We start from the raw sequence: 21,675 nt of genomic DNA, 5'->3' as shown, positions 1-21,675 counted from the left end.
TGATCGGCGGCACTGTCACCGATGGAATGCTCAGAGCAGGCAGGTTGAAGGCCGGAATAGATATACCGGGGACCTCAAGAGGGGGAAGGGTCAAGTCGGGCGACATGACCGCGATATGCAGGGCGCCCTGGTTCACACCGCGGTAGAAGACACCGTTGTTGGCTTGGCCTGTGTTGAACAGCCCGTTGTTCATATCGCCGAAGTTGAACAGGCCGGTGTTCACATTGCCAGGATTGAGGAAACCGGTGTTGGAGCTTCCGATGTTGAACGAACCGGTATTCGAAGAGCCGGGGTTGAAGCCGCCCATATTGAAGCTGCCGACATTGAAATTGCCGGTGTTGGCATTACCGATGTTGAAGATGCCCGTGTTGAAAGAGCCGCTGTTGAATAAGCCCGTATTGCCCGACCCGGAACTCCAGAAACCGGTGTTGGAGTCGCCGGAGTTTCCGATACCGAAGTTGCCGCTTCCGGAATTGAAGAAGCCGATGTTCCCATTGCCCGAGTTGAAGAAGCCCAAGTTGCCGGCGCCCGAGTTCAGCCCTCCGATGCCGATCTGACCATTGCCGCTCAGTCCGAAACCGATGTTGTTGTTACCGCTGTTACCGAAGCCGATGTTGCCGTTACCGGCGTTGCCGAAGCCAAAGTTGCCACTACCGAGGTTGCCCAGGCCGAAATTATTGCTACCCAGATTCGCTGAACCGAAATTCGTCCCGCCCGAGTTGGCCCAACCAAAATTCAGCTCGCCGAGGTTGCCCCCGCCAAAGTTGGTGTAGCCGACGTTGCCGTTACCGACGTTGCCGCCGCCGATGTTTGCCAGGCCCAGGCTGACGGTGAGGACCCTGTTCGCTGCCGCCGCGGGGGTCGCGGCAGCTGCCGGAACACCGACGGCTGCGGACGCCAGTTGGCCGGCCAGCCCCTGCAGCGGCTGAACAAACGGCGTCAGCGCCGACGCGATCGCCGAGGCACCCGCGTGATAGGCGGACATCGCCGAAACATCCAGCGCCCACATCTCCTCGTAGAGCGCCTCGGTACCCGCGATCGCCGGAGCGTTCTGCCCGAAGATGTTCGACAGCACCAACGAGACAAATTGATTGCGGTTGGCCGCCACCAACTCCGGAAGCACCATCGACAACCGCACCGCGTCGAACTCGGCCGCCATCGCGCCGGCCTGCGTCGCCGATTGTCTGGCCTGTGCCGCCGCTGCGCTTAACCATCCCGCGTAGGGCAGGGCCGCCGATGTCATTGCGGCCGCCGCCGGACCCTGCCATGAACCGTTGACCAGCCCGGACGTCACCGCGCTGAAAGACTCGGCCGCCGAGGACAATTCCGCCGCCAAGCCGTCCCAGGCCGCCGCAGCCGCCAGCATCGGCTCCGGCCCCGCACCGGCGTGGATCAGAGCCGAGTTGATCTCCGGCGGCAGCACTGAATAGTTCATCGTTCCAGACCTTTCCCAGGTGACGTATCGCAAGCCCGTGGCAGCTAGAACTGGGTCCGACTCACGGTCGCCATCGAAGCTGATGTCGTAGCGGACAAGTTACGCGGACACATCGGACCCTAACGGTCGGATTTATCGAAACGAGATATAACCGTTATGCAACTGTGATACTTCCGGCGATCCGCTGACAATGTACTTTACAAAGGCGCTACGGAGCATTGGTTCCATCGCTTTTGTCAACCATGGCGAAGCACTGCCCAGCCTGAAGTAAATAGCGCTGCAGAGGATTTCGGCTCTTGTCCCGATCGACATCGCCTCAGGCGCAAATTGATCTTGAACGATTTGGAGTTATCTGAAGCCAGGAATTCCGCTGAACGCCCGAATCGGGAGAAAGAGTTCGCATGCCGTCGCCGCCGTCGCAAATTAACGCAGCTGACAACCGCGGCCGAGCCGGGTCGATTGCGTCATATTGCCGCCTGTGTACAAGATCCAGGCCCAGCCGCACAGTTGCCGCGCGATATCAGCTGCGGCCGGGTGCCCAACCAGTTTCAGGTAGGCTCATCCTGCCCGATAGGTCCAAACCTGTTGCGTCGCAACCTTTATCGTCCTCAAGCCTGCAGGTGCCGACGCACGAGTTCAGCAATCGCCCTCACTTTAGTTTGGTTCGCAGGCGAAGGGGTAATCGGCCCAAGCATCATGCGAGACCCCTGCGAGACCAGAGTGGAGATTGGTGAGGCTGATGAAAACTGGAGCTAGGACTGCCTTCGCGGTTTTCGGCGGCGGGGCCATGCTTGTCATGGCCGTCGCCTGTGGCGGCGGAGACAATAAGGGACCGAGTAGCAGCACCACCCCGAGCACGACTCAGACGACCGTGTCAAGCACTGTCCCGTCCAGCGGCGCAGCTACCTCGGAGACCCAACCCGGCGGCGCACCCGGGCCGAGCGGTACCGGCGGGCCCGGCGGCGGTGGCGGCACCGTTCCCGGTGGCCCGACCGGCGGCGGCGGGCCCGGCGGCGGTGGCGGCAGCGTTCCCGGTGGCCCGACCGGCGGCGGCGGACCGGGCGGCGGCGGCGGCACGATTCCCGGTGTCGGCGGGGGCGGCGGCGGACCGGGTGGCGGCGGCGGTTGCGTCGGCAACGTCTGCGGCAGCATTCCGTGATCGCACGCCACAACTGAATTCTCCAGACGAGGACCGGGACCAACCCGGTCCTCGTTTGTTGTTCGGCGGGGTTATGGTTCGGACAGCGCCGATCGCAAGGGAGCCCCAAATGGCGAAGCTCAGGTTCGGGTACTTCATCGCTCCATTCCACCGCGCGGGCACCAACCCGACGCTCGCCCTTCAGCGCGACCTCGAGTTCGTCGAGCATCTCGACGCACTCGGTTACGACGAAGCGTGGATTGGCGAGCATCATTCGGCCGGCAGCGAAATCATCAGTTCACCGGAGGTGTTCATCGGCGCAGCGGCTCAGCGCGCCAAGCGAATCCGGTTCGGCACCGGCGTCATCTCGCTGTCCTACCACAACCCGCTGTGGGTCGCCGACCGGTTGATGCTGCTCGATCACCTCACCCACGGTCGCATCATCGGCGGATTCGGGCCGGGCTCACTGCCCACCGATTCGTCCATGATCGGGCTGACTCCCACCGACACCCGAGAGTTGCTGGAAACCAACCTCGACATCGTGGTGCGCTTGCTCGCCGGGGAGACCGTCTCCGCCAAGACCGCAACCCACCAGCTGCACGACGCACAATTGCAGCTCGCTCCGTACTCGGACGGAGGCATTCCGCTGGCGGTTGCGGCGGTCGCCTCACCGACCGGTGCGCGACTGGCCGGCAAGCACGGCATCGGTCTGCTCTCCATCGGCGCGACGCTGACGATCGAAGGTTTCGACGCGCTGGCCTACCACTGGGGCATCGTCGAGGAACGGGCCAAAGCCTTCGGCAGCCGGGTCGATCGCAGCAACTGGAGCCTGGTAGGTCCGATGCACATCGCCGAAACCGACGAACAGGCCCGCGCCGACGTCAAATTCGGCATCGAACCATGGTTCCGCTACTTCCAGAAGGTCGCCGCCTTCCCGCAGATGACGATGCCGGGGGAGCGGCTCGACGAGATGATCGACATGATCAACGAGAACGGTGCCGGAGTCATCGGCACGCCCGATCGCGCCCGCGAGCAGGTGCAGCGGTTGTGGGATCAGTCCGGCGGTTTCGGCTGCATGCTGCAGATGGGTCACGAGTGGGCCAACCCGGCCGCGACCAGACGATCCGCCGAACTGTTCGCCGCCGAAGTCATTCCGCATTTCCAAGGGCAGGCGCAGCCGACGGTGGACGCGGCCACGCGTGCGGGCCAGATGCGCGACGGACTGGCGGCGACGCAGTTGCAGGCGATCGAGCACATGACGAAGAAGTACGAAAGCGAAAAGCAGGGCTGAATGTCTTTGGCCGGCTTAATCGTTGTCCGTGGCCAGGGGGTTGGGATTGGCCGGATTCGTCACGCTTGGTAAAAATTCTCCTGGCTAAGCCGGGGACCTGACATTCGGTAGCCTCACCGCACGGCCACGTATGTGGTGACGGGAGGTGACCTATGGACCGGCCGAACGTCGAAAGCGTTGCGCAACAACGCTATCGAGCAGTAGCCGATTCCCGTTCAGCGGCCTTCACCAGCTGGCCGGCGAAGAATTTGACCGCGCCACCCATCGCCGCGCGGACCACCGGACCGGTGCCGCGGGCCTTCTCCGTGAACGAGCCGCTCCAGCGAATGTCGGTGCCCCCCGACGAAGTGGGCGTGAGAACCACCTCGCCACGGTAGTCCTTGGCGGGCTGCGGCGAGCCGACCAGCTTGTAGACGTGGCGGCGGTCCTGCTCGTACTCGACGGTTTCCTCCTGCACGAACACCGGGAACATTCCCAGCTTGCGTACCGCCCCGACTCCGCCGGGGGCCGGGTCACCCTGTCGCACCCAGCTCGACGAGACGACGATCGGCTTCGCCCAGGACGACCAGTTGCCACCATCGGCCACCAGCCGGAACACCGTCGCGGGAGGCGCGCTGGTGGTCTTGTTGACCTCGAACGTGAACTTGCGACCCGACATGTGCGACTCCCCACCGTGACGACTGCCCGAGAATGTGTTGCCGGGTACCCTACCGGGCCACGACGGGTCGAACCCGCCGGGGATGTGACCGGCAAAAATGATTCCGCAAGACCGTTGACGGAGGCATACTCTCGGTGTGCCAAACGCCGACACCGTTTCCGTTCCGCCCACGCCCACCGAGGCTGACGTCGCAGCGGCGCTGAGCCTGATCAAACCGCTGCGCAAACTGATCAAGCCCAAGGTCTACGGCATAGACAATGTGCCCACCGAGCGCGCCCTGCTGGTCGGCAACCACAACACGCTCGGCATGGTGGATGCGCCGTTGCTGGCCGCCGAATTGTGGGACCGGGGCAGGATGGTCCGATCCCTTGGCGACCATGCGCACTTCAAGGTTCCGGGCTGGGGTGACGCCCTGATGCGCATGGGCGTCGTGGACGGCACCCGGGAAAACGCATCCGAACTGATGCGACGCGGTGAACTGGTCATGGTGTTCCCGGGTGGCGGCCGGGAAGTGAACAAGCGCAAGAACGAGCAATACAAGTTGGTATGGAAGAATCGGCTCGGCTTCGCGCGCTTGGCAATTCAACACGGTTATCCGATCATCCCGTTTGCTTCGGTGGGTGCCGAACACGGCATCGACATCGTGCTGGACAACGAATCGGTGCTGATGGCGCCGGTGCAGTTTCTGGCGGAGAAGGTGCTCGGCACGCCCGACGGGCCGCCACTGGTACGCGGTGTCGGGTTGACCCCGGTCCCACGCCCCGAGCGGCAGTACTACTGGTTCGGCGAACCGATCGACACCTCGGAGTTCAGCGGACAGGAAGCCAACGACAATGCGGCACGCAAGGTGCGGGAGCGCACCGCCGCGGCGGTGGAACAAGGCATCGAGTTGATGCTGGCCGAGCGCGAGGCCGACCCGAACCGGTCGCTGGTCGGCCGATTGCTGCGTTCCGACAGTTAACCCGCCGTCGTTAGGCAGCCGGCGATCGAAGTGCAGATGCCTCGGACAGGGGAGGGTCCCCACCACGTGCAGCAGGTAGGCGAAAGGAATGCGCCGACGTAATGCGCGCCAAAGCTCACGATGGGACGTTGCCGCCGACGATGGCTGCATTCCTGACACGTCCGACCCGGCGCAGGCAATCGACGTTGCGGTGGGCGACACTGCCGATGCTGGCGACGCTGACGCTCGGCGCGTGCACCGGCCCCCCTACCGTGCACACCCCCGCGAGCGGCACCGCCACCCACGCCAGCTCGACCGTTAAAGCAAGCAGCAGCCAGAACGTGCTGGATATCGCCGTGAAAGGTGACGGACCGGGGTGCTCGGCGGCGGTCGGCGTGGAGGGCAAGGTTGCCTGGACCGGAGTGGCCGGGCTGGCAGCCATCACCAACAGCGCGAAGATCACCGCGGACACGGTGTTCGACATCGGCTCGGTGTCCAAGCAATTCACCGCCACCGCCGTCCTGTTGCTGGCTGCCGCGGGAAATCTGGCGATGGACGACTCGCTCGCTCAGTACGTGCCGGAGATGCCGCCGTGGGCCACCAATGTGACTCTCGCGCAACTGATGCACCACACCAGCGGAATCCCCGACTACATCGGCCTCCTGCAGGAACAGGGTTTCAGCTACGCCGACCGCACCACCGAAGCCCAGGCTTTGCAGGCGTTGGTGACCGCCCCGGAACTGGTGTTCAGGCCCGGCAGCCGCTTTCAGTACTCCAATTCGAACTACCTGTTGCTCGGCGAGGTCGTGCACCGGGTGTCGGGTAAGCCACTTCCGGACTACCTGAGCGCCGAGCTCTTCACGCCGTTGAACCTGGCCATGGTGATGGACCCGGTCGCGAGCTTGCCCGATAAAGCGTTGTCCTACAACGAAACTGACGGCCGTGCCGACTACCGGGTCGCGGACTCGAAATGGGAGCAAGTCGGCGACGGCGGCATCCAGACCACACCGAGCCAGCTGGTGCGCTGGGCCGACAACTACCGCACCGGCAAGATAGGCGGGCCGGCGCTGCTCAATGCCCAACTGGAAGGCGCTGTCCCGACCGAGCCGGGCGGCGGCGACCGCTATGGCGCGGGAATCTTCTCCCTCGCCAGCGGCATGCTCGACCACGACGGCGCCTGGGCCGGCTTCGTCACTGCTTTCCGCGTCAGCAGCGACCGGCGCACTTCCGTGGCGATCAGCTGCAACCTGGACAAACAGGATCCCGAAGCCATGGCCGACGCACTCGGCCGCATCTGGATGTAGCGACGCGAGGCAGAAAATTCGCATTCCTGTGCACCGGGCGCCCCCGAGGCTGTAATCATGCACGGTATGGCGAAACCGACCGTCCTCACCACCGGCAATGGCCTTCCGTCCGGCGTGCAGGGGGCCTGCGATTCACACTTCCTCAACGTCATCCGCGCATTTGCCGGACTTTATCCCGGGAAGATGTTCGGTGGCGGCGGCCTCTCGGTGTTCATCGACGGCAAGCCGGTCGTCGACGTCTGGACCGGTTACTCCGACCGCAAGGGCCAGGTGCCCTGGACCGAAGACACCGGCGCCATGGTGTTCTCCGCGACAAAAGGGTTGGCCGCCACGATCATTCACATCCTCGTCGACCGCGGACTGCTCGCCTACGACGTGCCGGTTGCCGAGTATTGGCCCGAGTTCGGCGCCAACGGCAAGTCCGAGATCACGGTCAGCGACGTGCTGCGCCATCGTGCCGGCCTGTCCCACCTCAAGGGCGTGGACAGACACACCATCATGGATCACCTGCAAATGGAGGAGCGGCTGGCCGCTGCTCCGGTCGACCACTCCCACGGCAAGACGGCCTATCACGCGATCACCTACGGATGGCTGCTCTCGGGTCTGGCCCGCGCCGTCACCGGCAAAGGCATGCGCGAGTTGTTCCGCGAAGAACTCGCCCGCCCCCTGAACACCGACGGGCTGCACCTGGGTCGTCCACCCGCCGATGCCCCGACGAAGGCGGCCCTGACATTGCTCCCGCAATCCAAGATTCCTACGCCGCTACTCGACTTCATCGCACCGAAGGTGGCCGGCCTGTCGTTCTCGGGACTACTCGGCTCGATTTATTTCCCGGGCATCATGGGGATGCTGCAGGACGACATGCCCTTTCTGGATGGTGAGTTGCCGGCCGTCAATGGCGTGGTGACGGCGCGGGCGCTGGCCAAGGCGTACGCGGTGCTCGCCAACGACGGTGTCATCGACGGCACTCGGCTGCTGTCGCCCGAGGCGGTGGCGGGCATGAAAGGCAAGGCCGAGCTGTGGCCTGACCTGAACCTCGGCCTGCCCTTCACCTACCACCAGGGCTACCAGTCCTCCCCGGTCCCGGGGTTCTTGGAGGGCTACGGACATATCGGTCTCGGCGGCACGGTCGGATGGGCGGATCCGGAATCCGGCAGTTCGTTCGGTTATGTGCACAACCGCCTGTTGACGCTGTTGCTGTTCGACGTGGGTTCGTTCGCGGGACTGGCCCCGCTGCTGACCAGCGCCGTCAACGCCGCCAAGAAGGACGGCCCGCTCGAGGTACCGCATTTCGGCGCGTCGTACCAGGAGTCCGGCGAGCACGAACCCGCCGCCGGTCAGTGAGGCACGTTTCAGAAGCTCGCCCGGGCAAGAAATCGCCGCAAAGCCGCGGGATCGCCATCGACGTGCACCCGCTGCGGGGGACGACGTCCCCACAACAGCAACACCAGGTCCGACGCGCTCGCGTGCACCGTGGCGTCGACGGGGCCATCTGACGCCAGCCTGCATGTACCGCCGCCGACCTGAACGGACCACTCGGCATCAACGTCGTTGCACCGCAGACAGATCGACTGAGCCGTCCCACTCAGGTCGCGCGACATCCCCGGAAGCACCTCCTCGAGGAACTCCGCAACACCATCAGCGGCCAGCCCCGGTTCGACCGGCTCATCGCGCCCCAGCGCGCCGACGGCATCCCAGCCGTGGATGGCTGTCTCATGCGCGACGCGGCGTTGAATGAAGCCCACGTCCTTTCGGCGCCCCCATGTCCACGCGGGCGTGCCTGCGTCGATCCCGTCGAGCGTGGCAGCGGTCTCGTCCAGGCCGTCGCGAAACCACGCCACAACGGCGCGTTCGTCCGGCCGCGCGGGCTCGCGGTAACTGTCGGGCCCGTCGACGATGCCCGCCGCGACCTGACGCCAGAAGGTGTGGACATTGCCTACGTGCCACACCAATTCGGCGACGTTCCAACCGGTGCAGCTCGGTACCACACTGCCGAGGCCGGCCTCGGCCACCGCGATGATCCGGGCGCCGTCGCGTCGCAGCGCCCGCATGTAGTGAGCCGATTCCATCGCCACCTCAGATCACCGCCGGGGCGATGAGGGTGGCGGCGCCGAGAACGATAAGCCCGATCACGAAAGCGATCACGGTGAATCCCATCACCTGACGGACGTTGAGCCGGGCGATGGCCAGCAGTGGCAGCAGCCAAAACGGCTGGATCATGTTCGCGACGGCCTCGCCGACCGCGACGGACATCGAGATCAGCCCCAGGTACGCCGGCGAGCGCTGCCCGAGGGCGAGCGCGGAGCCCACCGCGACGGGTCCCTGGACCGCCCAATGTCCGCCGCCGGACGGCACGAACAGCGAGATGACGACCGAACCCAGGAACGTCAGGAACGGCAGCGTGTACTGATTGGCACCGGTCACCAGCGCCTGCGCCAGGACGGTCTGCAACGCTTTGCCCGATTGTGTTGGCAGATAAGCCAATAGGCCGACTATGCCGCCGTAGAGCGGGTACTGCAGTAGCAAGGGTCCGGACACCTTCGCACCCCCGGAGAACGCACGGATGAACCGGATCGGCGTGCGATGCAGCAGCGCGCTGGTGACGGTGAACAGCATCACTATGGACGAGATGTTGAGCGCGAATCCGCTGAGCCAGAAATACGCCATCCCCGCGCCGAACACCGCGACATTGAGGATCCACAGATTTTCCAGCCACTCGGCGAAGCTGTGCTTTCCATCGGCGGTCCCGACCGCTTCGTCGTCAGCGAAGATCGCGGCATCCGGTGCCAGGGAGTCCGGCGGTTCCATGCGGCGGATCGCGGCGGCGAGCAGCACGAGCACCACGATGACGGCCACCCAGCTGTAGGGCTGGAATATCGTGAGCGAAAGCCGCACGTTCTGGCCAGTCAGCTTGTGAATCACGTTGATCGGGCTGCTCGCATCGGTGTTCGCCAACGCGATCGACGACGACAAACCCTGCGTCCAGACAATGAACCCCATGAACGCAGCCGCGATGAGATAGCCGAAATGCGTTGTGGTCAAACGCTTCGCGACTTGACGCGCCACCAGAGCCCCGGCCACCAACCCCAGTCCCCAGTTCAACAACGACAGCGCTGCACTGACGCCGAAGCACAGCAGCGCACCCTGTACCTGGTTCTTGGGCCGGCCGGCGACGCGCACGATGGCCCGTTTGACTATCGGCGCCTCGGCCAGGGTGTAGCCGGTGACCAGGATCAGCACCATCTGGAACGCGAAGGTGAAGATGTTCTGCGATCCCCAGACTCCGCCATACCAGGCCGTGACCATTCCGGAGGCCGTCGCGCCCTGGACCAGAAGCGCAACCAGCACAGCCACCACAAGCGTGAGGATCACCGCGAACAGGTAGGGGTCTGGCATGAAGCGTTCGACGTACCGCACACACAGGGCGGTGAGGCGCTGCACGAAGCCGCGTGACCTGACCTCCGGGGTTTCTTCGGTCGTCATCTCCGATCACCTCACAGCTCGTAGATCAACAGCCACACCAGGGCCGCCGCGGCCAGCAACAGGACGGCCATGATTGTCCAGCGAGCGAGGCATGACCGCCGGTGAAACCAGTGGCGCAGTTGCGCGAAGCGCCAATCGGTCCATGCGTACCCCCTTGCGGCCCAATCTGCTTCGACTGCCATCAGACGCAAGGCGACGAGCAGAGCCGGCAGACCCGCCTCGGGAAGCAACACGATCAGTGGGACGGACGCAAGTAGCAATAGACCCCCGAGAAACGCGAGCAACACGCGCAACGGCATCGGCCGGGCGCGGCCCCGGTCCCGGTAGGTGTACACCCGGGCCAGCGCGGCCTGGCGTGTCGTGACCGGGTGATCGCCTGCAGGCACCGGTGCTCCCGTCGTCGATGTCGATCGTGGGCGTTGACGAGCGTCCGGGAACCTCACGGTCCCACATCAGGCCTCGAGTCGGGCCCGGACCGCTTCGAGCCGCCGGCGCAGCTCGTCTTCGCTGATGATGCCGCGCGCCAGTAGCGAGTACGCCAGCGAGACCAGCTGGTTCTCCGGGAATGGTAATCCCGAGTAGCGGCTGGTCGAGAGCTCGTCTTCCTCGTCACGGCGTTCTTTGAACGTCAACGATGGCGGTCCGCCGGAACGGCAGGTCCGGTCGAGTGCATCGCACAGGCCGTCCAGGCTTGTCTTCCACGGCGGCAGTGGGTTTTGCACGCCATACTTGGCTGCCATGACTGGCCAGGTCTGCCGGTGCTCGACGATCTCATCGAGGACAGCGAAGTCGCTTGACAATCTTAAGCTTTCATCTGACATGCAGTCACCCCCCGACGGGGCGGACGGCGCGCCGGAGCAACGGCGTGACGTTGGTGGTCACCCCGGGCTTGGGCAGTGCGACGCCGATGAGGCAGTCGCGGGTGATGATCTCGGCAAGCTGGTCTTCGGTCCAGCCTTCAGTGCCGTCCGGGCGCATCGGCATCACCATGAAGCGGTGCTTCTGGTTCGAGTCCTCGACGCGTACCGCCACTTCGGGGGGCAGCTCGAGGCCGAACTCGGAAAGCACCTGCCGGGGCCAGCGCACGATGCGACGGCGGTAGTTGGGCGTGCGGTACCACTCGGGGGAGTTGCCCAGAATTGGGCGTGGGTAGCAGGAGCACAGAGCGCAAACGATCACGTGGTGCAGTTTGGGCGTGTCCTCCAGGATCTTGAATGCCACGAAGTCGCTGGGGGTACCGAAGCCGGTGGGCTCCAGCCAGTCGACGCCAACCTCCTTGGCCGCGGCCACCGCATCGGTAACCGCCAGCTCCCTGAAGTCCGGGTCCAGCCATGCCCTGGCCACCAGCCGGGCAGCGGGTGTGGAGCCGATCTGCTCGGCGTACTCGGTGAAGATTCGGTGCTCCTGGGCGGTGAACAAGCCCTTCTCGATGCATAATTCGCGCAGTGCGATCTCGAGCACTTCGAAGTCGGTGATCTCGTCGACCATCGGCTTCGCCGTGCGCTCGTGATCGTGATCGTGATCGTGAGCCGTCATCGCGTTCCTCTCAACCGGTGGCTTCCAGCCATCGTTCGGGGATCTCGGTCTGCAGGGTGTCGTTCTCCGGCCCGGTGTAGTTGTCCCACAGCTGTGACTGGTTGAACCGCACGATGTAGAACCACTCGGGTCTGGCATCCTCGCGGTCCCAGGCCTCGTCCTCGGGCGCCGGGCTCTCATAGGTGACCTCGGCGATGATCCCCGGCGCGCCACGCACATACTCCGGGGTGCGGGTGTAGAACATCGCCGGGAGGTCGCGCACCCTGACTCGATCGCCCACGCCGAACTTCGCCTTGCCCGCCTGGCCGGCGAAACGTTGCGGATCACCGACTCCGACGGCGGCGATATGATGTGCGTTGCGCTCGACGTTCGAGCCGTCTCCTTCGAACTTCGGCTGCGCCTCCGGTCGACGCCCGCCCAACCCGCCGGCATACCGCTCCTGCACCTCGGACAGCCGAGCGGTCAGCTCACCCCAGGTGATGTGCTTCTTCTCGAGGAGCAGCCGTCCCACCGACCACAGCCACCGGCTGTAGTACGGCAGACCGAGGTAGATGGCCCGGCCCACATCGACGTTGGCCAACCGGCGCCGCTCCTCGGAGACCCAGATGCCGCGCCAGCCGAGAACTTCGCAGAGTACGTAGGTCATCAACTCCCACTGCTCTTCTTCCTTGTTCTCGTACAGGTGCGGATAGTCAAGCTCTCCGCCGACGTCGTGGCTGGTCTTCATATAGGCCAACCAGTGATCGTGGGTGATCTCGTCGGGAGTCGGCCATTCCGCCACCTCGGGAAAGATCGTCTTGAGCCGGGAAACAAGCGCCAGCGCAGCCGCGCGTTCCGCTGCGGTGCTCAATGAGGTCTCCTTCCGCATGGAACCGTCCACGTGGATGGAGGGTTAAATTACCACCTTTTCGAGCCGGGCGGTGACGTGAAAACTCCGGGATTCACAAGCAAATTCGTTGTGCTGAGCGGAACGTAACCGCCACCACAGCGTGCTTGGCCCGCCAGCCGGCCGACGGTTTATACAATGCGCGGATGGATGGCGGATCGAAGCCTGCGGTGCAAGAAGGCCTGCTGCAGATCGAGGATTGCCTGGACGCTGACGGCAACATCGTCTTGCCACCGGACACCACGCTGATCTCGCTGATCGACCGCAACATCAAACATGTGAGTGACACCATCGCCTACCGCTTCCTGAGCTACAGCGGCTCCGATGAAGGGCATGCCGACGAGATCACCTGGGCCGAGTTCGGCATCCGCCTGCGGGCCGTCGCCGCGTGTGTGCAGGAATTCGCGGGCGCCGGTGACCGGGTTGCCATCCTGGCGCCGCAGAGCATCGACTGGGTCGTCGGCTACTACGCGGCGATCAAGGCCGGCACGGTTGCGGTGCCGTTGTTCGCACCCGAACTGCCCGGACATGCGCAGCGACTCGAAACGGCGCTGCGCGACTCGCAACCGACAGTCATCCTCACGACGGCGGCGGCCAAGGACGCCATTGAGCAGTTCCTGGCCGCCCTCCCGCAGCTGCGCAGACCCCATGTCCTGGTGATCGACCAGATTCCCGACGAGGCGGAGCAGCTGTTCGTGCCCACGCGGCTGGACATGGATGCCGTTGCCTACCTGCAATACACCTCGGGCGCGACCCGGCCCCCTATCGGTGTGGAGATCACGCACCGGGCGGTCGCCACCAACCTGACCCAGATGATCCTGTCAATCGACCTGCTGAACCGGAACACCCACGGCGTCAGCTGGTTGCCGCTCTACCACGACATGGGACTGTCGATGATCGGCTTCCCGACGGTGTACGGCGGTCACACCACGCTGATGTCACCGACGGCGTTTGTGCGTCGCCCGCTGCGCTGGATCCAGGCTCTATCCGAAAGTTCGCGAATCGGCCAAGTGGTCACCGCCGCACCGAACTTCGCCTACGAATGGGCGGCCCAGCGCGGACTACCCGCGGCCGGCGACGACATCAACCTCGCCAATGTCGTGCTCATCATCGGTTCCGAGCCGGTCAGCATCGATGCGGTGACGCACTTCAATAAAGCGTTCGCCCCCTACGCATTACCGCGCACGGCATTCAAACCGTCGTATGGGATCGCCGAGGCGACGCTGATGATCGCCACCATCGATCATGAGGCCGAGACGTCGGTGATCTATCTCGACCGCGAGCAACTGGGGGCCGGTCGGGCAGTCCGGGTTGCCGCCGATGCGCCCAATGCCGTCCCGCAGGTGTCGTGCGGTCAGGTGGCCCGCAGCCTGTGGGCGGTGATCGTGGACCCCGAAACCGGTGCCGAGTTGCCCGACGGTCAAATCGGCGAACCGTGGTTGCAGGGTAACAACGTGGGACGCGGCTACTGGGGCCGACCGGAGGAAACCCGGTTGACGTTCGGCGCCAAGTTGAGCGCGACCCTCGCCGAAGGCAGTCATGCGGCCGGCGCAAAGATCGACGGCTACTGGTTGCGTACCGGCGACCTGGCCGTCTACCTCGATGGCGAGCTCTATGTGACCGGCCGGATCGCCGATCTGGTGACCATCGACGGCAAGAACCACTATCCGCAGGACATCGAAGCCACCGTCGCCGAGGCGTCGCCGCTGGTGCGCCGCGGATACGTGACGGCGTTTGCGGCGGCTGACGGGCTGGTCGTCATCGCCGAGCGTGCCGCCGGTACCAGCCGCGCCGACCCGCAGCCCGCGATCGACGCCATCCGAGCGGCGGTGCTCGCCCGCCATGGGCTGTCCGTGGCAGACGTGCGTTTCCTGCCGGCGGGTGCCATTCCGCGCACCACCAGCGGCAAGCTGGCCCGAGTGGCCTGCCGCGCCGAGTATCTCGCGGGCAAAATCGGCCCGCGGTAGCGATTTACATAGGAAGATCGCTGCACGCCTCCCAACGAGGCCGGAACTAGGAGGCAAAGTGGTCGACCTGCCGCGGACAACCGAACCATTCACCGGGGTGATCAATCCGTCGCTGGCCGACTCCACACCGGTCAAGCCCGCCATCACCTTCCCTCCCGCAGGGGCACCCAACGTCGTCGTAGTCCTGCTCGACGATGTTGGATTCGGGGCGGCCGCCCCGTTCGGCGGTCCGGTGCCGACGCCTGCACTCGACCGTATTGCTCAAAGCGGTCTGCGCTACAACCAATTTCACACCACCGCGCTCTGCTCGCCGACCCGCGCCGCGTTGTTGACCGGCCGCAATCATCACAGCGCGCACATGGGCACGATCTGCGAGATCGCCTATGGCTTCCCGGGTTACGACAGCGTGTTACCGCAGAGCACCGCGACCGTCGCGGAGATCCTGCGAATGAACGGCTACAACACCGCGTTGTTCGGCAAGGCACACTTCACGCCGACCTGGGAGCTGGGCCCCAGCGGACCATACGACCGTTGGCCCACCGGGCTGGGTTTCGAACGCTTCTACGGCTTCCTCGGTGGGGATACCTCGCAGTACGAACCGGCACTGTTCGACCAGACGACCCCGGTGGAGCCCTATGCCGGCCGCGACGACTACCACCTCACCGAAGATCTGGCCGACCAGGCGATCGGCTGGATCCAGCGTCAACAGACTTCCGCGCCCGGTAAGCCTTTTTTTCTCTACTTCGCTCCGGGAGCCACGCACAGTCCCCACCAGGTCTGGCCGGAGTGGTCGGACGCATTCGCCGGGCAGTTCGACGACGGCTGGGATGCGTTGCGCGAGAGGATATTTGCTCGGCAGATCGAACTGGGCATCATTCCGGCCGGCACCGTCCTGACGCCGAGGCCGGAACAGATACCGGCCTGGGCGGACTACGACGACCGCTACAAGCCGGTGGCCCGGCGCCTGATGGAGATCTACGCCGGCTTCCTGGCCCACACCGATGCACAGATCGGCCGGGTCATCGACGCCATCGACGAACTGGGGCAGTGGGACAACACGCTGTTCATCTACATCTGCGGTGACAACGGCGCTTCGGCCGAAGGGACGATCCACGGCGCCTGGAGTTCACCCGCCTTCCAGAACGGGCTGCCCGAGGATCCCGAATGGCTGCTGAGCCATCTGGATGACTTCGGAACGGCGCGGTGCGAGAACCACTACAACGTCGGCTGGGCCTGGGCGCTCGATGCACCCTTCCAGTGGATGAAGCAGGTGGCGTCCCACTTCGGCGGCACCCGCAACGCGCTGGCCATCTCATGGCCGCAGGGGATGGCCGCGGCCGGGCAACAGCGCTCCCAGTTTCACCACGTCATCGACGTCATGCCGACCATACTCGAGGCAGCAGGCATCGAGATGCCCGCGCGTGTCAACGGCGTCGAGCAGAAGCCAGTCGAGGGAGTCAGCATGCGCTACTCCTTCGACCGTCCCGATACCGAAAGCCACAGGACCACGCAGTATTTCGAGATCTTCGGCAACCGGGCGATATACCACGAAGGCTGGATCGCGTCGTGTTTTCACGGCCGGTTGCCCTGGGTGCGAACCGGCGGCCACCCATTCGGCGACACCGAACGCTGGGAGCTCTACCATCTCGCCGAAGACTTCAGCCAGGGCGTCGACCTCGCCGAGCGGTACCCGGCGAAGCTCGCGGAACTACAGGTGGTCTTCGACGCCGAGGCCCGCAGGTACAACGTGTACCCGCTCAGCGACGCCACCCTTGCCCGAGCCCTGCCGGTCAACCGGCCGAACCTGCTGGGCGAACGCACGTCTGTCACGTACTACCCCAGTCACGTGCGGATCCCCGAGACGGCGACGCTGACCTACACCAGCACGTCGTTCCGCCTGCGGGCGCACCTGGTGATCCCGGCGGGCGGGGCACAGGGGGTGATCATCTGCATCGGCGGGGCGATGGCCGGGTGGAGCCTGTATCTGCAGTACGGCGTCCCGATGTTCACCTACAACTACCTCGGCCATGAACTCACCACGGTGACTGCCGTGGACCCGCTGCCGGAAGGCCCTGTCACCCTGGGGCTTTCGTTCGCCTACGACGGCGGGGGACTGGGCAAAGGGGCAACAATCTCACTATCGGTCGACGAGCGCCCGTTGGCAAGTGGCCGCATCGAGCGCTCGGTCCCGTTCCGCTTCTCGATGAGCGGCGAGACGCTGGACGTCGGAGTGGATACCGGTTCGCCGGTCGCGCCTTACGGGCAGGCATTCCGGTTCACGGGGCGCATCGACCGAATCGAGGCAACCATCGACCCGCGTCCCGGCGATCTGGCCGCTGCGTTGGCCGAGGCCGAGATGCGCTCCGCGATGGGTTCGCAATAACGGTGTGGGGCAGCCTCGTCCCGCTGATTCTCGGTGGCGCACTGGAGCCGATCGAAATCATGATCACGATCATGTTGCTGGGTACGCCTTCTCGCCTCCGGGCGGCCGGCGCCTGGATCTGCGGGCATGTCGGCACCAGGCTGCTACAGGGCCTCGTCTTCGGCACCATCCTGCATTGGGGAGCCCGCAGCGGCGACTCGAACCACGCTTACCACTGGGTGATATCGACCGTCCTGCTGGTGGTTGCCGTGCTCTTCCTCGTCACCGCCGCACGCGAGTTGCTGACTGCCGACGACCCGAACGCGCCGCCCCCGAAATGGATCACAATGCTGATGTCGGCGACACCCACCAAGGCCTTCTTCGTCGGGGCGGGTGTCGTCACTGTGTCGGTGAAAGCATGGGTCTTCACCTTTGCGGCGATCGGCGTGATCGGCAGCGCGCAGATGGGGCGATTAGCCCACATGACGTCTTATGTCGCCTTCGTCCTGCTCGCCACCAGCGTGAACCTGATCATCATCGGCGCCGCGGCAATATTCGGCGACCGGTCACGGTCGGTGCTGGACCGGGTGCTGCGCTGGCTGCAGGACAAGCACCGCCCCATCGTGGTTCTCGTCGGTCTGATTTTCGGGATCTGGTTCGGGCTGAAGGCGTTGCGCGGCTTCGGATTCCTGTAGGTGTCACGCGCGCGACGCGGCACCACTACGGCGTAGCCATCGGCTGTACAGGACACCGACCACCGCCGTCACGACGCCATAGAGCGCGACAGCCCCCCGTTCGTCGGCATTGGGAAAATTCGCCGAGGCTATCGTCAACGCGGTCGCCGGGTGACGGCAGGCGCTCGCGAAGGCCACCACCGCCGAAAACTGGCGATCGGGGCCGCCCAGCACATGCCCGATCGCAAAGGCGCCCACGACGAACACGAGCATGGCGACCACGGTGACGTCACCCAACAGCTTCCACATTTGCGGCGCCGCTGCGACCAACAGCACGACCATCGCCACGGGCAACGCCCAGCGCTGCGCGCGCTCGATCGGCCCCCCGATCCGCTGGGACATTGCCGGCCAGAACTTCCCGATCGCCATGCCCGCGGTGAGCGGCAACAACACCGAGACCAACATCAACTTGCCGACCGACCACGGGCTCGATACATACTGCCGCCCGAATACATCGCCCAACACCGTTGCGGCCACGGCCAGCGCGGGGACGGCAAGTACCGCCAGCACGATCACCAGCCCCAGGCCGAACTGAACTTGTCCGCCGGCCTTTTCCCCGCGCCGTGGCAGTAGCGGAGGCAACGGCGAAATGGCCAGCGTGACAAGCGCAATGGCGACCTGTGGCCGAACGTCTACGGCATTGACCAGCAACACTGCCAGGGCGGGTGTAGCGACCAGCACGGCAAGTAGCGAGCGCGCGAGCAACCCCGGGTGTTGCAGCACATATCGAACGTCGGCGAATTGCGCCGTCAGCCCGTAACCCAGGATCACCACGAAAAGGCTTATCTGAAATGCGATCTTCGCCGCTTCTGCCACCGTCACGACGGACAGCCTGCCACGGCGGGACTGTCCAATCAGCCCACTCGCGGGTGATCACCCGCTCGGATCGCGGATTCGACCTCCTCGGCGCTGATCTCTTTGGTGCAGAAGAACCAGTCTTCACACGCGATGCCCTCGGCCCGGCCGTCCATACGCTCACTGGCGACGCCGCACGACCCTGCGGGAGGCACGATCACCCGGTCTCCCGGACGCCAGTCGGCAGGCGTCGCCACGTGGAAGTGATCGGCCGTCTGTAACGCCTTGACCACCCGCAGTAGCTCTTCGAAGTTGCGGCCGAGGCTCAGGGGGTAGTAGATGACAGCGCGGATCTTGCCTTCCGGGTCGATGACGAAGACAGCACGCACCGCCTTGGTGGAGTCCTCGCCCGGCATGATCATGCCGTACTTCTTCGCGATCTCCATCGAGACGTCCTCGATCAGCGGGAAGGTGACCTCGACGTCATGCATGCCGCGGAAAGTGATCTTTTCCTTGATCGTTCGTAACCAGGCGATATGGCTGTACAAGCCGTCCACGGACAACCCCACCAGCATGGTGTTGTACGCCGCGAACTGCTGTTGCATCGAAGCGAACGTGATGAACTCACTGGTGCATACCGGAGTGAAGTCAGCTGGATGGGAGAAGAAGATGACCCACTTGCCGGCGTAGTCGGCCGGAAAGTTGATCGGCCCTTGAGTGGTGGCGGCGGTGAATTCCGGCGCCGGGTCACCGATGCGCGGCACACCTACCGTCGAGGGGGCGGTCTCGGTACTGGTCATGTCGGTCCCTTCACATGTGTTTTGCACCATTGCACAACCCGTGGCCCTGACGCGATAGGGACTAACGCCCTCTGAGGTGAGGCCAACGGTCTTCTGACTCCGTCAGGGACTGGTCGCCTGGCCGATGATCAGCGGCGGTGGCCCGGCCCCCTGGTGCGGGTCGGCTTGCGTCTTGTAGAACGGTGGCAGGGTGCCCCCGGCGTCGAACCTGGAGAGATATTCGGCATCGAATGTCACGTGATACCACTGGATTCCGAGCGAGGCGGAGACATCGGGGTCGCTCGTGGGGGCGTTGGCGATCGATGTTACGCGGACGCACTTCATATGCCGACGCATGTTCGAGGAATAGCTCGCCAGCCCGTCCGCGTCCAGCTCCGGCGACGCCGCACCGTACATGGCACGTACCTGCCGACCGAGGTATCCCCACGCCGTGAGGTAATCCTTGGCGTTGACCGCCGCGAAGTAGTCGACCAGCACCTGCTGTCCCTTACCGGTGGGCTTGGCGTCGGGCTGCCCGTTGGAGCACGCAGGATCGGCGTGAGCGGCCGGCGCAAGTATCGATCCGGCCAACACCAACCCGGCAAGCTGCAGTCGCCTACTTCGGAACCCACGCGTACCCGCCCACATATGGATGACTTTGGCCTCTTATTCGCCGGTGTCAAGGGCGGGACCATCGTGACATCCCTTCATCGAGGAGCCCGCCATGATCGAGCACGAACTCGACTCTGCTCATTCCGTCCTGCTGGTGCGACCGGAGTCTGCACTCAACAAGGACGACTTCGCGCAACTCGCGCAGGTCGTCGATCCCGTGATCGAGGCGAACGGCGACCTCAACGGTCTGATCATCAGCGCTCCCACCTTTCCCGGATGGGACAGTTTCGGTGCCATGGTCACCCACTTCAGGTTTGTTCGGGATCATCAGAAGCACATCAAGAAGGTCGCGGTGGTGACCGACTCGCACCTCGGGGATGTGGCCGAGCACCTGGCGTCACACTTCGTGTCAGCCACGATTCGTCATTTTCCCGCCGGCCGGCAGGACCAGGCACGGCAATGGATCGTCGATGGAGCGTAATGTCCGGCGCTACAACGCGGCACACCGCATGTCCGGCGTGCGTGTCACGATGGTCCGGTGACCGCCACACCTGACCTGCCGGCCGAGAAGGATCCGGTCCTGGCCGGTTACCCGGTGACGCCGCCGCCGCTATCACGTCCAGTCACCTTCGACCAGCACTGGAGCGATCTGACCTTCGTGCACTGGCCGGTGGCGCCGGAGAGCATCGCGCATCTGTACCCGCCCGGCACCCGTCCTGACGTCTTCGCCGACGACAACACCTATGTCGGGCTGGTTCCGTTCGCGATGTCCTACACCAAACTCGGTGCAGCAGTACCGCTTCCGTACTTCGGGCGCTTCCTTGAGACGAACGTCCGGCTGTACTCCATCGACGACGACGGCCGCCACGGCGTGCTGTTCCGGTCCCTGGAAACGGCTCGGCTTGCCGTCGTACCCATCACCCGCATCGGTCTCGGCATCCCGTACACCTGGGCGAAGATGCGAATGACTCGATCCGGGCGCCAGATCACTTATCACAGTGTGCGGCGCTGGCCCCGGCGCGGGCTGCGCAGTCTGATGACCATCACGGTCGGCGAGATCATCGAACCGACACCGTTGGAGATCTGGCTCACCGCCCGCTGGGGGGCGCACACCCGGAAGGCGGGCCGCACCTGGTGGGTACCCAACGAACACGACCCATGGCCGCTGCAGGCAGCCGAAATCTCCGAACTGCACGACGAACTGGTGAACGCGGCCGGAGTACAGCCCGCCGGCAACCGGTTGCGCGCACTGTATTCGGCAGGTGTGCAAACCTATTTCGGTAGGCCGTGCGTGGTGCGGTAAGCACCACCCGTCGAGTGTGCATCTCACGACACGGCTCGCCGCGGCAGCGGCGTGAGTTTCACTGTGGCGGCTGAAAGTCAGTAGACAAGTACATGAAAGTGCCCGTGCGGGCAGTCACCTTCGACGCCGCTGTACGGGTCGTCGTCGAAGTTTCGCCAATTCCAGTGCGCGCCACAGTAAGACGCCGCACAGTCCGGGCAGTGAAACGGGGCATAGCAGTAGCCGGCCCGGTACAGCGCCGACGCATCGGCCTCGGCGATCGCTCGGCTCACCGGCTCGATTTGTTCCGCCGACACGGCCAGGCTGGTGACGCCGAAGAAGGTCTGCACCACCAGTGCGGCCTGACCCTGGGGCCGCTCGAGGACGTCCAACTCGGTCAGCGCTTGCAGAGCGGACGGTGCTTCGCCGGCAACCGCGTCGGCGGGCGTCACGAATCCCACGCGCCCGGCCAC

The 21,675-nt window shown here is 64.8% G+C and carries 22 protein-coding genes; 10 read left to right on the top strand and 12 right to left on the bottom strand.

Annotated features, from left to right (window positions below):
- Nucleotides 1-1,435, bottom strand: a 1,435-nt coding sequence (locus AC5Y7D_RS26560) for a PPE family protein (RefSeq protein ID WP_499928754.1), incomplete at its 3' end; no start/stop codon positions are given.
- A gap of 739 nt (nucleotides 1,436-2,174) precedes the next feature.
- Between AC5Y7D_RS26560 and AC5Y7D_RS26555 the strand changes: the two genes are divergently transcribed.
- Together AC5Y7D_RS26555 and AC5Y7D_RS26550 are read left to right on the top strand one after the other, a co-directional pair.
- Nucleotides 2,175-2,594: a hypothetical protein gene (locus AC5Y7D_RS26555; protein ID WP_499928753.1), complete on the top strand. Its 420-nt coding sequence runs from the start codon at nucleotides 2,175-2,177 to the stop codon at nucleotides 2,592-2,594.
- A gap of 109 nt (nucleotides 2,595-2,703) precedes the next feature.
- Nucleotides 2,704-3,864: an LLM class flavin-dependent oxidoreductase gene (locus AC5Y7D_RS26550; RefSeq protein WP_499928752.1), complete on the top strand. Its 1,161-nt coding sequence runs from the start codon at nucleotides 2,704-2,706 to the stop codon at nucleotides 3,862-3,864.
- Between the two features lie 190 nt (nucleotides 3,865-4,054).
- Here the strand turns inward: AC5Y7D_RS26550 and AC5Y7D_RS26545 are convergent, their stop codons facing one another.
- A complete protein-coding gene (locus AC5Y7D_RS26545; RefSeq protein ID WP_499928751.1) occupies nucleotides 4,055-4,522 on the bottom strand; it encodes an SRPBCC family protein in 468 nt (155 codons plus the stop codon).
- A 136-nt stretch (nucleotides 4,523-4,658) separates the two neighbouring features.
- Between AC5Y7D_RS26545 and AC5Y7D_RS26540 the strand changes: the two genes are divergently transcribed.
- The 3 genes from AC5Y7D_RS26540 to lipL all read left to right on the top strand — a co-directional run bounded on the left by AC5Y7D_RS26540 (nucleotide 4,659) and on the right by lipL (nucleotide 8,110).
- A complete protein-coding gene (locus tag AC5Y7D_RS26540; RefSeq protein ID WP_499928750.1) occupies nucleotides 4,659-5,483 on the top strand; it encodes a lysophospholipid acyltransferase family protein in 825 nt (274 codons plus the stop codon).
- 206 nt (nucleotides 5,484-5,689) lie between these two features.
- Entirely contained in the window at nucleotides 5,690-6,766 is a 1,077-nt protein-coding gene (locus AC5Y7D_RS26535; protein ID WP_499928759.1) for a serine hydrolase domain-containing protein, read from the top strand.
- Nucleotides 6,767-6,832: 66 nt separating this feature from the next.
- A complete protein-coding gene (gene lipL / locus AC5Y7D_RS26530; RefSeq protein ID WP_499928749.1) occupies nucleotides 6,833-8,110 on the top strand; it encodes an esterase/beta-lactamase LipL in 1,278 nt (425 codons plus the stop codon).
- An 8-nt stretch (nucleotides 8,111-8,118) separates the two neighbouring features.
- Here lipL and AC5Y7D_RS26525 read toward each other — a convergent pair whose 3' ends face one another.
- From AC5Y7D_RS26525 to AC5Y7D_RS26500, 6 genes are all read right to left on the bottom strand, one after another.
- Complete coding sequence (locus tag AC5Y7D_RS26525; RefSeq protein WP_499928748.1) at nucleotides 8,119-8,835, bottom strand: maleylpyruvate isomerase family mycothiol-dependent enzyme; 717 nt, start codon at nucleotides 8,833-8,835, stop codon at nucleotides 8,119-8,121.
- Nucleotides 8,836-8,842: 7 nt separating this feature from the next.
- The gene (locus tag AC5Y7D_RS26520; protein WP_499928747.1) at nucleotides 8,843-10,249 is read right to left on the bottom strand and encodes a TIGR00366 family protein; all 1,407 of its coding nucleotides are present in this window, start codon (nucleotides 10,247-10,249) and stop codon (nucleotides 8,843-8,845) included.
- 11 nt (nucleotides 10,250-10,260) lie between these two features.
- A complete protein-coding gene (locus AC5Y7D_RS26515; protein ID WP_499928746.1) occupies nucleotides 10,261-10,635 on the bottom strand; it encodes a hypothetical protein in 375 nt (124 codons plus the stop codon).
- A gap of 66 nt (nucleotides 10,636-10,701) precedes the next feature.
- Nucleotides 10,702-11,070 carry a thiocyanate hydrolase gene (locus AC5Y7D_RS26510; protein WP_499928745.1) on the bottom strand — a complete coding sequence of 123 codons (369 nt, stop codon included), beginning with the start codon at nucleotides 11,068-11,070 and terminating at the stop codon, nucleotides 10,702-10,704.
- A gap of 4 nt (nucleotides 11,071-11,074) precedes the next feature.
- Nucleotides 11,075-11,785 carry a thiocyanate hydrolase subunit gamma gene (scnC, locus tag AC5Y7D_RS26505; RefSeq protein WP_499928744.1) on the bottom strand — a complete coding sequence of 237 codons (711 nt, stop codon included), beginning with the start codon at nucleotides 11,783-11,785 and terminating at the stop codon, nucleotides 11,075-11,077.
- A 10-nt stretch (nucleotides 11,786-11,795) separates the two neighbouring features.
- The gene (locus tag AC5Y7D_RS26500) at nucleotides 11,796-12,635 is read right to left on the bottom strand and encodes an SH3-like domain-containing protein (RefSeq protein WP_499928743.1); all 840 of its coding nucleotides are present in this window, start codon (nucleotides 12,633-12,635) and stop codon (nucleotides 11,796-11,798) included.
- Nucleotides 12,636-12,817: 182 nt separating this feature from the next.
- On the opposite strand from AC5Y7D_RS26500, the gene AC5Y7D_RS26495 reads away from it, so the two are divergent.
- Genes AC5Y7D_RS26495 through AC5Y7D_RS26485 form a run of 3 tightly spaced genes read left to right on the top strand, consistent with a single transcriptional unit; the run spans nucleotide 12,818 to nucleotide 17,695 of the window.
- Nucleotides 12,818-14,638, top strand: a complete 1,821-nt coding sequence (locus tag AC5Y7D_RS26495) for a fatty acyl-AMP ligase (RefSeq protein WP_499928742.1) — start codon at nucleotides 12,818-12,820, stop codon at nucleotides 14,636-14,638.
- Between the two features lie 58 nt (nucleotides 14,639-14,696).
- Nucleotides 14,697-17,021, top strand: a complete 2,325-nt coding sequence (locus AC5Y7D_RS26490; RefSeq protein ID WP_499928741.1) for an arylsulfatase — start codon at nucleotides 14,697-14,699, stop codon at nucleotides 17,019-17,021.
- A gap of 2 nt (nucleotides 17,022-17,023) precedes the next feature.
- Nucleotides 17,024-17,695 (top strand): GAP family protein, encoded by a 672-nt coding sequence (locus AC5Y7D_RS26485; RefSeq protein ID WP_499928740.1) that lies wholly within the window; start codon nucleotides 17,024-17,026, stop codon nucleotides 17,693-17,695.
- A gap of 3 nt (nucleotides 17,696-17,698) precedes the next feature.
- Here AC5Y7D_RS26485 and AC5Y7D_RS26480 read toward each other — a convergent pair whose 3' ends face one another.
- The 3 genes from AC5Y7D_RS26480 to AC5Y7D_RS26470 form a co-directional block, all read right to left on the bottom strand.
- Complete coding sequence (locus tag AC5Y7D_RS26480) at nucleotides 17,699-18,556, bottom strand: bile acid:sodium symporter family protein (protein WP_499928739.1); 858 nt, start codon at nucleotides 18,554-18,556, stop codon at nucleotides 17,699-17,701.
- Nucleotides 18,557-18,588: 32 nt separating this feature from the next.
- The gene (locus AC5Y7D_RS26475) at nucleotides 18,589-19,329 is read right to left on the bottom strand and encodes a peroxiredoxin (protein WP_499928738.1); all 741 of its coding nucleotides are present in this window, start codon (nucleotides 19,327-19,329) and stop codon (nucleotides 18,589-18,591) included.
- Between the two features lie 102 nt (nucleotides 19,330-19,431).
- Complete coding sequence (locus AC5Y7D_RS26470; RefSeq protein ID WP_499928737.1) at nucleotides 19,432-19,956, bottom strand: hypothetical protein; 525 nt, start codon at nucleotides 19,954-19,956, stop codon at nucleotides 19,432-19,434.
- A 76-nt stretch (nucleotides 19,957-20,032) separates the two neighbouring features.
- Here AC5Y7D_RS26470 and AC5Y7D_RS26465 point away from each other — a divergent pair, with 76 nt between their 5' ends.
- Together AC5Y7D_RS26465 and AC5Y7D_RS26460 are read left to right on the top strand one after the other, a co-directional pair.
- Nucleotides 20,033-20,401 carry a SpoIIAA family protein gene (locus tag AC5Y7D_RS26465; protein ID WP_499928736.1) on the top strand — a complete coding sequence of 123 codons (369 nt, stop codon included), beginning with the start codon at nucleotides 20,033-20,035 and terminating at the stop codon, nucleotides 20,399-20,401.
- 57 nt (nucleotides 20,402-20,458) lie between these two features.
- A complete protein-coding gene (locus AC5Y7D_RS26460; protein WP_499928735.1) occupies nucleotides 20,459-21,223 on the top strand; it encodes a YqjF family protein in 765 nt (254 codons plus the stop codon).
- Between the two features lie 77 nt (nucleotides 21,224-21,300).
- Here AC5Y7D_RS26460 and AC5Y7D_RS26455 read toward each other — a convergent pair whose 3' ends face one another.
- On the bottom strand, nucleotides 21,301-21,663 hold the full coding sequence (locus AC5Y7D_RS26455) for a hypothetical protein (protein ID WP_499928734.1): 363 nt from the start codon (nucleotides 21,661-21,663) through the stop codon (nucleotides 21,301-21,303).
- Nucleotides 21,664-21,675 lie beyond the last annotated feature (12 nt).

This window comes from Mycobacterium sp. NGS49 (assembly GCF_059812565.1).
This window is presented reverse-complemented; position numbering and strand designations above follow the sequence as displayed.

What these genes read in the sequence shown, in the direction of transcription:
- AC5Y7D_RS26545 (WP_499928751.1), bottom strand. Translation starts at nt 4,522, where the DNA reads ATGTCGGGTCGCAAGTTCACGTTCGAGGTCAACAAGACCACCAGCGCG.
- lipL (WP_499928749.1), top strand. Translation starts at nt 6,833, where the DNA reads ATGGCGAAACCGACCGTCCTCACCACCGGCAATGGCCTTCCGTCCGGC.
- scnC (WP_499928744.1), bottom strand. Translation starts at nt 11,785, where the DNA reads ATGACGGCTCACGATCACGATCACGATCACGAGCGCACGGCGAAGCCG.
- AC5Y7D_RS26555 (WP_499928753.1), top strand. Translation starts at nt 2,175, where the DNA reads ATGAAAACTGGAGCTAGGACTGCCTTCGCGGTTTTCGGCGGCGGGGCC.
- AC5Y7D_RS26475 (WP_499928738.1), bottom strand. Translation starts at nt 19,329, where the DNA reads ATGACCAGTACCGAGACCGCCCCCTCGACGGTAGGTGTGCCGCGCATC.
- AC5Y7D_RS26525 (WP_499928748.1), bottom strand. Translation starts at nt 8,835, where the DNA reads ATGGAATCGGCTCACTACATGCGGGCGCTGCGACGCGACGGCGCCCGG.
- AC5Y7D_RS26465 (WP_499928736.1), top strand. Translation starts at nt 20,033, where the DNA reads ATGATCGAGCACGAACTCGACTCTGCTCATTCCGTCCTGCTGGTGCGA.
- AC5Y7D_RS26550 (WP_499928752.1), top strand. Translation starts at nt 2,704, where the DNA reads ATGGCGAAGCTCAGGTTCGGGTACTTCATCGCTCCATTCCACCGCGCG.
- AC5Y7D_RS26470 (WP_499928737.1), bottom strand. Translation starts at nt 19,956, where the DNA reads ATGTGGGCGGGTACGCGTGGGTTCCGAAGTAGGCGACTGCAGCTTGCC.
- AC5Y7D_RS26510 (WP_499928745.1), bottom strand. Translation starts at nt 11,070, where the DNA reads ATGTCAGATGAAAGCTTAAGATTGTCAAGCGACTTCGCTGTCCTCGAT.
- AC5Y7D_RS26535 (WP_499928759.1), top strand. Translation starts at nt 5,690, where the DNA reads ATGCTGGCGACGCTGACGCTCGGCGCGTGCACCGGCCCCCCTACCGTG.
- AC5Y7D_RS26495 (WP_499928742.1), top strand. Translation starts at nt 12,818, where the DNA reads ATGGATGGCGGATCGAAGCCTGCGGTGCAAGAAGGCCTGCTGCAGATC.
- AC5Y7D_RS26520 (WP_499928747.1), bottom strand. Translation starts at nt 10,249, where the DNA reads ATGACGACCGAAGAAACCCCGGAGGTCAGGTCACGCGGCTTCGTGCAG.